The sequence below is a fragment of the Azospira sp. I13 genome (genome assembly GCF_003112695.1).
GTDB lineage: Bacteria > Pseudomonadota > Gammaproteobacteria > Burkholderiales > Rhodocyclaceae > Azospira.
Genome location: NZ_BFBP01000011.1, coordinates 393,367 through 402,719, shown reverse-complemented (window position 1 = coordinate 402,719; position 9,353 = coordinate 393,367). Strand labels below are relative to the sequence as shown.

At 65.2% G+C, this 9,353-nt stretch carries 9 protein-coding genes; all 9 read right to left on the bottom strand.

Features of this window, described 5'->3' with window-relative positions:
- Nucleotides 1-12: 12 nt before the first annotated feature.
- Entirely contained in the window at nt 13-1,206 is a 1,194-nt protein-coding gene (locus AZSI13_RS11780) for an acetate/propionate family kinase (protein ID WP_109041345.1), read from the bottom strand.
- Nucleotides 1,203-2,615 (bottom strand): bifunctional enoyl-CoA hydratase/phosphate acetyltransferase, encoded by a 1,413-nt coding sequence (locus AZSI13_RS11775; RefSeq protein WP_109041344.1) that lies wholly within the window; start codon nt 2,613-2,615, stop codon nt 1,203-1,205. Before AZSI13_RS11775 ends, AZSI13_RS11780 begins: the two co-directional genes overlap by 4 nt.
- Nucleotides 2,616-2,649: 34 nt before the next feature.
- Nucleotides 2,650-3,414, bottom strand: coding sequence for an enoyl-ACP reductase FabI (fabI, locus tag AZSI13_RS11770; RefSeq protein ID WP_109041343.1), 765 nt, complete (start codon nt 3,412-3,414; stop codon nt 2,650-2,652).
- A gap of 345 nt (nt 3,415-3,759) precedes the next feature.
- A complete protein-coding gene (locus tag AZSI13_RS11765) occupies nt 3,760-5,409 on the bottom strand; it encodes a methyl-accepting chemotaxis protein (RefSeq protein WP_109041342.1) in 1,650 nt (549 codons plus the stop codon).
- Between the two features lie 159 nt (nt 5,410-5,568).
- Nucleotides 5,569-6,000, bottom strand: coding sequence for a DUF1841 family protein (locus AZSI13_RS11760; RefSeq protein ID WP_109041341.1), 432 nt, complete (start codon nt 5,998-6,000; stop codon nt 5,569-5,571).
- Between the two features lie 3 nt (nt 6,001-6,003).
- Nucleotides 6,004-7,083 (bottom strand): FIST C-terminal domain-containing protein, encoded by a 1,080-nt coding sequence (locus AZSI13_RS11755; RefSeq protein WP_109041340.1) that lies wholly within the window; start codon nt 7,081-7,083, stop codon nt 6,004-6,006.
- A gap of 16 nt (nt 7,084-7,099) precedes the next feature.
- Nucleotides 7,100-7,750, bottom strand: a complete 651-nt coding sequence (nth, locus tag AZSI13_RS11750; RefSeq protein WP_109041339.1) for an endonuclease III — start codon at nt 7,748-7,750, stop codon at nt 7,100-7,102.
- Between the two features lie 225 nt (nt 7,751-7,975).
- Complete coding sequence (locus tag AZSI13_RS11745) at nt 7,976-8,665, bottom strand: electron transport complex subunit E (RefSeq protein ID WP_109041338.1); 690 nt, start codon at nt 8,663-8,665, stop codon at nt 7,976-7,978.
- 9 nt (nt 8,666-8,674) lie between these two features.
- The gene (gene rsxG, locus AZSI13_RS11740) at nt 8,675-9,352 is read right to left on the bottom strand and encodes an electron transport complex subunit RsxG (protein ID WP_109041337.1); all 678 of its coding nucleotides are present in this window, start codon (nt 9,350-9,352) and stop codon (nt 8,675-8,677) included.
- Nucleotide 9,353: the final 1 nt, after the last annotated feature.

The window sequence follows — 9,353 nt, the reverse complement described above, 5'->3', positions numbered from 1 at the left end:
CGCCGCAAGGTGTTACAGGTTCAGCAGGGTGGCGGTGTGGCGGGCGATCATCCATTCCTCATTGGTGGGGATGACCAGCACATCGACGGTGCTGCGGGGCTCGCTGATGCGGTTGGCGTGCAGGGAATTGGCCGATTCATCGATGCTGATGCCCAGCCAGTCGGCCTGCAGGCAGACCCGACGGCGCACTTCGGCCGCGTGTTCGCCGATGCCGCCGGTGAACACCAGGGCGTCGATGCCACCGATGGCGGCCGCCAAGGAACCCAGCTCCCGCACAATGCGGTAGCAGAACAGATCCACCGCCTCCTTGGCTTCCGGCTTGTCGCTGGCCAGCAGGGTGCGCATGTCCGGGGAAATGCCGGAAACGCCGAGCAGGCCGGATTCCTTGTAGAGCAGCTTGGTCAGGGCCTTGGCATCCATGCCCTTGTTTTCCATCAGGTAGAGCAGCACGCCGGGGTCCAGGGAGCCGGTGCGGGTGCCCATCATCAGGCCTTCGACAGCGGTAAAGCCCATGGTGGAGACCTGGCTCTTGCGTGCCACCATGCCGCACATGGAAGCGCCGTTGCCCAGGTGGGCCACCACTACCCGGCCATCGGCCCGGGCGGAGTGGTTGGGCAGTACCCGGGCGACGTACTCGTAGGACAGGCCGTGGAAACCGTAGCGCTTGACCCCTTCGCCGGTGATCCAGCGGGGCAGGGCGAAGGCCTGGGCTACCGGCGCCTGGGTGCGGTGGAAGGCGGTGTCAAAGCAGGCCACCTGGGGCACGTCCGGCAGCAGGGAGCGCAGCGTATTGACGCCATCCAGGTTGTGGGGCTGGTGCAGGGGAGCCAGGGTGGTGAGCTTGGTCAGGTGCTCGATGATGTTGTCGTCGAGCTTCATGGGGCGGGAGTAGCGTTCGCCGCCATGGACCACCCGGTGGCCGACGGCGACGATCTTCCAGCCCTTCTCGTGGTCGTGCAGCCAGGAGATGAGGAACTCCAGGGCTTCGTGGTGCTGGGCTTCTGCATTGCCGGGCAGCGGGATATCCACGTCGTCCAGCTTCTTGCCCTTGTCGTCCACCGCCTTGATGTGGGGGCGCACGCCAATGCCGTCGATTTGGCCCGAGAGCACCGGGGTCTGGGCGATGCCACCGCCGTTCTCCAGCTCGTAGAGGGAGAACTTGATGGAGGAGGAGCCGGCGTTGAGGGTGAGGACGGCGCTGGTCATTGGTTCTGCTTCCGGTAGGCGTGGGCCATCAGGGCGGCGATGGCGCAGGAGGCGGTACGGGTTTCGGCGGTGTCGGCACGGGAGGTCAGCACGATGGGGCACTTGGCACCCAGCACCACGCCGGCGGAGAGGGCGTTGGCCAGGTATTCCAGCTGCTTGGCCACCATGTTGCCGGATTCCAGATCAGGCACCACCAGGATGTCGGCCTGGCCGGCCACCGCAGATTTGATGCCCTTGGTTTTGGCGGCCACCAGGGAGATGGCATTGTCGAAGGCCAGGGGGCCGTCCAGCAGGCCGCCCTTGATCTGGCCCCGGTCGGCCATCTTGCACAGGGCGGCAGCATCGAGGGTGGACTGAATCTTGGGATTCACTGTTTCCACGGCGGAGAGAATGGCCACCTTGGGTTCCGGGTTGCCCAGGATGTGGAAGAGGTCGATGGCGTTCTGGATGATGCTGACCTTCTCTTCCAGGGTCGGGGCGATGTTGATGGCCGCATCGGTGATCATGATGGGCTTGGGATAGGTGGGCACGTCCATGTAGAAGACATGGGAAATGCGCCGGGAGGTGCGCAGGCCGTTGGCCCGGGACACCACTTCGCCCATCAGTTCATCGGTGTGCAGGCTGCCCTTCATCAAGGCTTCGCAGTCGCCGTTGCGCACCAGGGTCACAGCCATGGCGGCGGATTCGTGGCTGTGGCGGGTGTTGACGATGCGGATGCCGGTCAGGTCCAGACCGTTCTCTTCGGCCACGGAGCGGATCTTGGCTTCCGGGCCCACCAGGAAGGGCTCGATGAGGCCGGCGCGGGCAGCGAAAATCGGACCCTTCAGGGATTCGGCGTCGCAGGGGTGGGCCACGGCGACGGGAATGGGCTCCAGGCCAGCGGCCGTGGCCAGCAGGGCCTGGTAGCGGGCTTCCTTGTCGCTGATGGTGAACTCGGGCAGATGCACCCGCTCGCGGCGAATCTTTTCCGTCGGCGCCAGCACCTCGGCGGTGCCGCTCACCACCTGCAGGCCTTCCTGGTTGGTGCACACGCAGTCGAAGAGGATGTGCTTGTTGTGGTCGAACTTCTGCTTGGCGGTGACGGTGATGGTCACCGTATCGCCGATGGTCACGGGCCGGGAGAAGTGCAGGGACTGATCGATGTAGATGGTGCCCGGCCCCGGGAACTGGGTGCCGAGCACGGTGGAAATGAGGGCGCCGCTCCACATGCCGTGGGCCACCACCTCCCGGAAAATGCCACTCTGGGCGAATTCCGGGTCCACCACGGAGGGATTCACATCCCCCGACATGATGGCGAACAGCTTGATGTCCTCGGGCCGCAGGGTCCGGGTCAGCGTGGAAGAATCTCCGACCTGGATTTCGTCGAAAGTCTTGTTCTCGATGTACTGCTCGGTATGCTCAGCGTGCATGGCGCCTCCCATTTATTGGAATGTATTGAAGCGGTCAGCCGACGATGTTGTAGCCGCCGTCGATGTAGATGGTACCGCCAGTCAGGGTCTTGGCCACGTCGCTGCACAGGTAGGCAGCCAGGGCGCCAACGTCGTCGATGGAAACCAGGCGGTGCAGCGGGGCGCGTTCCACGGCGTCCTTCATCAGGTCGTCGAAGTGGGCGATGCCGGAGGCGGCGCGGGTGGCCAGGGGGCCCGGGGAGATGGCGTGCACGCGGATGCCCTTGGGGCCCAGTTCGGTGGCCAGGTAGCGGGTGGAAGCCTGCAGGGCGGCCTTCACCGGACCCATCATGCCGTAGTTGTCCACCACTTCGTCGGCACCCAGGTAGCTCATGGTCAGCAGGGCGCCGCCGTCGCTCATCAGGGGCTCGGCCAGCTTGGCCATGCGGATGAAGGAGTGGCAGGAAATGTCGATGGCGCGCAGGAAGCCCTCGCGGGAGCAATCGACCACACGGCCGTGCAGGTCTTGCTGGGGAGCAAAGGCGATGGAGTGCAGCAGGAAATCCAGCTTGCCCCACTTTTCCTGGATGGCGGCAAAAACGGCTTCCAGTTGGTCGTCCTTCTCCACGTCCAGGGGCAGCACCAGGGGAGCGGCCAGCAGGTCGGCCAGGGGGCGCACGTGGGGTTCGGCCTTCTCGTTCAGGTAGGTGACGGCCAGTTCGGCGCCGCAGATGTTGAAAGCCTTGGCGCAGCCGTAGGCGATGCTCTTGTTGTTGGCGATGCCGACGACCAGGCCTTTTTTACCGTTGAGGTTGAACATGTGATGCACTCCGGAAGGTGAAAGGTTGAAAAATTGCTGCCAGGCCCAGAGCCCGGTGCTACCGAGCTATTGCGGGGCCATCAATCTGCAATTCACTACAGATGCTATTGTGGTGCTGCAGTGCACAATTGCATTTTGATGCAAATCAAACGGAATTGACAGTAGGACCTTATCGGACGCAGCTAAAACAAATATGGCGGATTCATGACGTCTCCATGAAACGGCCATCCGGCAAGGTTTGGGGGCGGCGGGCCAGCAGCGACGCGGCCTGGCCCATGAAAAAGGGCGCCCGGGGGCGCCCTTGCTGGATTTGGCCTATCTGATCTGATTCGCGGCGACCGGGGCTCAGGTGCGGAAGCGGCTCACCACCTCGTTCAGGCGGCGGGCGATCTGCTCCAGGGATTCCGCCGTTTCGGCCGTGTTGCGCATGGCTGCCGAGGTTTCCTCCACCATCTGGGCGATCTGCTCCACCCGCTGGGCGATGCTGGTGCTGGCGGTACTTTGCTCCCGGGTGGCCTCCGCCACTTCCTGGATGCGGTTGAGGGTGGTTTCCGAGCCCTGGCGGATCTGGCGCAGGGAATCCGCCGCCGCCTCGGCCAGGGTGACGCCTTCCTCCACCTGGGGCAGGGCCGCATCCATGACCTGCACCGTCTGATCCGTGTCGGACTGGATGCTGACGATCATGGTCTCGATTTCCACCGTGGCATTGGCCGTGCGCTCGGCCAGCTTGCGCACTTCGTCGGCCACCACGGCGAAACCCCGGCCCTGTTCGCCGGCCCGGGCCGCTTCAATGGCCGCATTGAGGGCCAGCAGATTGGTCTGGGCGGCGATTTCCTTGATCACCCCGGCAATGCCCGAAATCTCCTGGATGCGGTGCTCGAGGTGGCGGATTTTCTCCGAAGCCCCGGTCACCGAGCCGGCCAGTTCCTTGATGGCACTGCTGGCGGTGCCCACCCGGCTTTCCCCGTCTGCTGCCAACTGGGCGGACTGGCGCGAGTCGGCCTCGGAATCCCGGGAGCTGTCGGAAATATGGTTGATGCTCACCGTCAGTTCCTCGATGGCGGCGGCCATGGAGGACGTGGCGTCGGCCTGATGCTGGGAGGCGGTGGCCACCTCCTGGGCGGCGGTATTGATGCGTTCGGCGTTGTGGGCCAGGTCGCTGGAGTTGCCGCCGATCTCCCGCACCACTTCGCGCAGGGATGCGACCATCTGGCCGAAGGAATGGCGCATGGAGCCGGGGGGCGCGTTGCCGGCATCCACCGTCAGGTCGCCGGCGGCAGCCTGGCTCATGAGGCGGATCACCTCTGCCGGTTCGCCGCCCACCTGCCGCTGCACGCTGCGCCCCACGGCAAAGGTGGCACCGGCCACCAGCAACAGCAGCACACCGGCGATGAGGGTGTCGCCCAATGCCCGTTCCCAGACCTCGGCAGCCACATCATCCATGTAAATGCCGCTGCCAATGACCCATTCCCACGGGCCGAAGACCTTGATGTACTGGAGTTTTTCCACCGCCTTTTCCGCCGGCTGACCGGGGCGGGGGAAGAGAGTATCGACGAAGGCGCCGCCGGGGCTGGTCTTGGCGGCAGCCAGGATGTTCTTCAGGGTATAGCGGCCCTGGGCATCCTTCACTTCCTCCACCTTACTGGTGCCTTCCCACTGGGGCCGCGCGGCGTGCATGACGGTGATGCCGTCGCTTCTGTAAATGTAGAAGTATTCGGTCTTGCCGTCGGCGCCGCCGTAGCGGGCATGACGCATGGCTTCCCGGGCGGCCAGCTGGGCCTCTTCCCGGCTCATCTTGCCGGCGGCTTCGAGGGCCTGGTAATTGACGGCGATGTTGTAGACCGATTCCACCGCGGCCTGGACCACGGCCCGATGGCCGTCCGTGAGATCCCGTTTGACGCCCCAGGCGCTGATGCCGGTGACCACCCCCATGCCGAACACCGCCAGAGCGATGAGGATGGCCAGCTTCATCTTGAGGCTGAGATTGGCGAACATGATTTTCCCCTCCTTATGGATTGCCTTTTAAGGCTTATGACTTTGGTTGTATGCAACTTTTTTGCCCATACTGCACCCGCTCGCCGGTTAGTGACAAGCGAAAGAAAAAGTCCGCGACTGGCGCGGACTTTGAAGGGGTTGCGGGGGGAGACGTGGGGGCTAGCCCTGACCGGCCCGGCGGACTGCTTCCAGATAGGCTTCCGGGTCTAGCTGGTTGCCTTGCTGCTGGGCGTGCCAGACCGCCTCGCCGAGGCACTCCAGCAGCCGGTGCTTGGCGGCGTGGGGGTCGTCCAGGCGCCTGGCCAGGGCCTGGAAGGCCTCCCGGATGCCCCGGGGATGGTCGATGGAAATCTGCTCTTCCACCGCCAGATGCAGGGAAAGGTGCAGGAAGGGGTTCATCTGCCCCTCTTCCGGTGTCCATTCCTGGCTCAGGGCCAACTCCACGTTGGCTAGCAGGGCGTGGTATTCGGGATGCAGGCGGATGAGGTCGACGGCGATGGTTTCGGCGCCTACCAGGGGCAGGCCTTCCCGGTCTTTCTTCCAGGCATCACAGAAGAAGCGGCGAACCTGGTCCCGGCTGGGATTGAACATGGCTTAAATCTCGGAAAAAAGGGCGGTGACGACGCTGTTGTGCAGCAGGCGGCCGCTGTTGCTGGGAGCGATCTGGCCGCTGCCGTAAAGGCCCAGTAGGGGCATGCCGGGGAAGCGTTCGGTGAAGACCAGTAGGTCCCGGTCCTCGCCGCCGTAGAAATAGGGGCCGCGGCCGATGCAGGAGAACATCAGGCCCAGGCTGGGCCGGGGCTGTTCCTTGCCCAGGGCCTCCAGGGTATCGCGCATTTCCTGCTCCGCCGCCAGGGGCTGGCGCACCGCCCAGGCCAGGGACTGGCCTGGCACCAGCTTGTCGGCCAGGGTGACGACCCCTTCCGGGCTGGTGTCGATCACTGGCAACAAGCGGCAGTGGGTGTCTTCGGGACGACCCAGGGCGTGGCCCGGCTCCGCCACTACGGCGGTGACGTGGTGCAGCTGGCGCCGTTCCCGCTGTTCCAGGGGCAGGGCCCGCAGCAGGGAATCCAGGGCCGTTTGCTGGCCCAGGGTATGCAGGTCGTGTCCGCGTACTTCTACCACCGGCGCCGGTTCGGTGAGCAGGCGCAGGCCGCAGGAGAGGGCAATGCTGGCCTGGCTGCCGGCGATGGCCAGGGACAAGCGGTGGTCAGTGGTGGGGCGGCCTTGCTGCCACACCGGCCCCGGTTCGCTGGCCAGGGCATCCAGGTGCAGGGCGCCGAAGCGCTGGCTGCCCGGCGTTGCCCATTCCGGCGGCAGGGTGGAGGCGGAGGCGAGGGAGAGCAGGGGCGCGGCGCCAGGGCGGCCTGGCCCCAGGGACAGGCTGTCGCCGAAAACCATGGCGGCAGCGGCGGGCCGGTCCAGTACCCAGCCATCCTCGGTGAACACACCGGCGGCCACGGTGCCTGCCACCTGGGTACAGGAGGCGGTGCGGCTGGCGGCCAGCAGGGTGGAGGGAATGAGGCGGGCGAAATCCTGGGTCAGATAGAGCAACACGCTGTTGGCGTGGCTGGCGCCGGCGGCCTTGAGCTTGTCCAGGGCCTGCCCGACGGCCGCTTCGGCCAGCTGGGGCAGGGGGTCATTGCCGGAAACCAGGGCGGTGGCGACGGTCATGGGGTGTCGGGTGCGGTCAGAAGTGGGCAGGTTCGGAGCAGGTCTTGCCCGGATATTCGCACAGATCAGCAATGATGCAGCGCTCGCATTCGGGCTTGCGCGCCTTGCAGACGTAGCGACCGTGCAGGATCAGCCAGTGGTGGGCGTCCAGCCGGTATTCCGGCGGCGTGGTCTTGAGCAGCTTTTCCTCCACCGCCAGCACCGTCTTGCCCGGGGCCAGGCGGGTGCGGTTGGCGATGCGGAAGATGTGGGTGTCGACGGCGATGGTGGGTTCGCCGAAGGCGGTGTTGAGGACCACGTTGGCGGTCTTGCGGCCGACGCCGGGCAGGGCTTCCAACGCTTCACGGTCCTGCGGTACCTCGCCACCGTGCTGCTCCAGCAGGATGCGACAGGTGGCGATGGTGTTCTTGGCCTTGGTGCGGAAGAGGCCGATGGTCTTGATGTAGTCAATCAGCCCTTCCTCCCCCAGGGCCAGCATGGCGGTCGGCGTCGGGGCGACGGGGAAGAGCTTGCGGGTGGCCTTGTTCACCCCCACGTCGGTGGCCTGGGCCGAGAGCAGCACGGCGATCAGCAACTGGAACGGGGTCTCGTATTCCAGCTCGGTGCGGGGGGCCGGGTTGGCGGCTTGGAGCCGGGCGAAAATCTGGGCCCGCTTGGCGGCATTCATGGTGGGCTTGTGGGAAAGTCGTTTTTAGCCACAGAGGGCACAGAGATCACAGAGGGAGCTTAGTCCGGGGCTGGGGTCGGAGGAAGGATGCAACTTTCGCCCGGCCTGGGAGGCAAGTAGAGCGCCATATTCAGCCATGCCTTGTTGGAGAGTGGCGTCCCTATTGCCTCTCCGGCATGGCATGTATTTCTCTGTGTTCTCTGTGCCCTCTGTGGCAAAGGGTTTTCAGTGACAGCCGGCTTCCGCCACGGGCGCCGGCGGGGCCTTCTGCTGGCGGGCGGCGGCCCGGGCTTCGATCCAGTTCTTCCAGGCGATCAGGCAGCCCAGCAGAATGAAGGCGCCAGGGGGCAGGATGGCCAGCAGCAGGCCTGGGTAGTCTTTGGGCAGCAGCTGCAGTGGCTGCAGGCTGGGGAAGACCATGTCGATGCCGGAGAACAGGGTGCCGGCGCCAATCAGCTCCCGCAGACCGCCCAAGAGGCCCAGGGTCCACAACATGCCCACGCCCATGAAGACGCCATCGGCGGTGGCTTGCAGGGGCGGGTTCTTGGCGGCGAAGGCTTCGACCCGGGCCAGCACGATGCAGTTGGTGACGATGAGGGGAATGAAAATGCCCAGCACCAGATACAGCTCGTGCAGGTTGGCGTTGAAGAGCAGGTCCACCACCGTTACCAGGGCGGCGACGATGAGGATGAAGACCGGAATGCGGATTTCGTGGGGAATGAAGTTGCGCAGGCTGGCAATGGCCACGCCGGAAAGCGCCATGACGATGATGGTGGCGAGGGACAGCATGACCCCGTTCACCAGGTTGGTGGTCACCGCCAGCAGGGGACACAGGCCGAGAATTTGCACCAGGCTGGTGTTCTGCTTCCAGACGCCGTTTTCGGCGATCTGCTTGAATTCTGCGCGGGTGATCATGGGGCTTCCTTACTTCTTGTCCGCTGCGTTCTTGTCCGCCGTGGCGAACAGTTCGTCCCGGTGGGCGTCCACATAGGCGACGGCCTTCTTCACCGCCTTGACCACGGCCCGGGGCGTCACGGTGGCGCCGGCGTTGGAATCGAACTGGCCGCCATCCTTTTTCACCCTCCACTCCTTCTCCGCCAAGGTCGCCAGCGAGAGGCCGTTGAACTGGGTGATCCAGGGCCGTTCCTTGTTCTTGTCCTTCTTCGGCTCGATGTAGTCGCCCAGGCCCGGGGTTTCCTTGTGCTGGGTGACGCGCACACCGGCCACCTGGCCATCGGCCTGCACCGCCAGGATCAGGCGGATCTTGCCGGCATAGCCGTCCGGCGCCACGGCTTCCAGCACCAGGGCTGCGGGGGCGCCGCCCCGACGGGCGCGGAAGACGGTGGAGGCTTCCTCCAGCCCCAGTTCCGGGGTGGGGGGCAGGGCCAGGGTGTCGTTGAGTAGGTCGTTGTCGTAGGCGCTGCCGGGCAGTACCTCGTTCACCAGCTTCATCTTCTCTTCCGTCGCCGAGGCCTGGATGGCCGGCAGGGTCCACTGGTAGGCACCCGCCAGGAGGCCGGTGAAGACGATGACGAAAACGAAGAGGATGACGGCGGTGCGGGCCGCCATGAGGCTGGCAGAAGGGTGTTTGACCGTCACCATG

Bases quoted from the DNA above. Each gene is read 5' to 3' on its own strand.
- AZSI13_RS11780 (WP_109041345.1), bottom strand. From the start codon at position 1,206: ATGACCAGCGCCGTCCTCACCCTCAACGCCGGCTCCTCCTCCATCAAG.
- AZSI13_RS11775 (WP_109041344.1), bottom strand. From the start codon at position 2,615: ATGCACGCTGAGCATACCGAGCAGTACATCGAGAACAAGACTTTCGAC.
- fabI (WP_109041343.1), bottom strand. From the start codon at position 3,414: ATGTTCAACCTCAACGGTAAAAAAGGCCTGGTCGTCGGCATCGCCAAC.
- AZSI13_RS11765 (WP_109041342.1), bottom strand. From the start codon at position 5,409: ATGTTCGCCAATCTCAGCCTCAAGATGAAGCTGGCCATCCTCATCGCT.
- AZSI13_RS11760 (WP_109041341.1), bottom strand. From the start codon at position 6,000: ATGTTCAATCCCAGCCGGGACCAGGTTCGCCGCTTCTTCTGTGATGCC.
- AZSI13_RS11755 (WP_109041340.1), bottom strand. From the start codon at position 7,083: ATGACCGTCGCCACCGCCCTGGTTTCCGGCAATGACCCCCTGCCCCAG.
- nth (WP_109041339.1), bottom strand. From the start codon at position 7,750: ATGAATGCCGCCAAGCGGGCCCAGATTTTCGCCCGGCTCCAAGCCGCC.
- AZSI13_RS11745 (WP_109041338.1), bottom strand. From the start codon at position 8,665: ATGATCACCCGCGCAGAATTCAAGCAGATCGCCGAAAACGGCGTCTGG.
- rsxG (WP_109041337.1), bottom strand. From the start codon at position 9,352: ATGGTGACGGTCAAACACCCTTCTGCCAGCCTCATGGCGGCCCGCACC.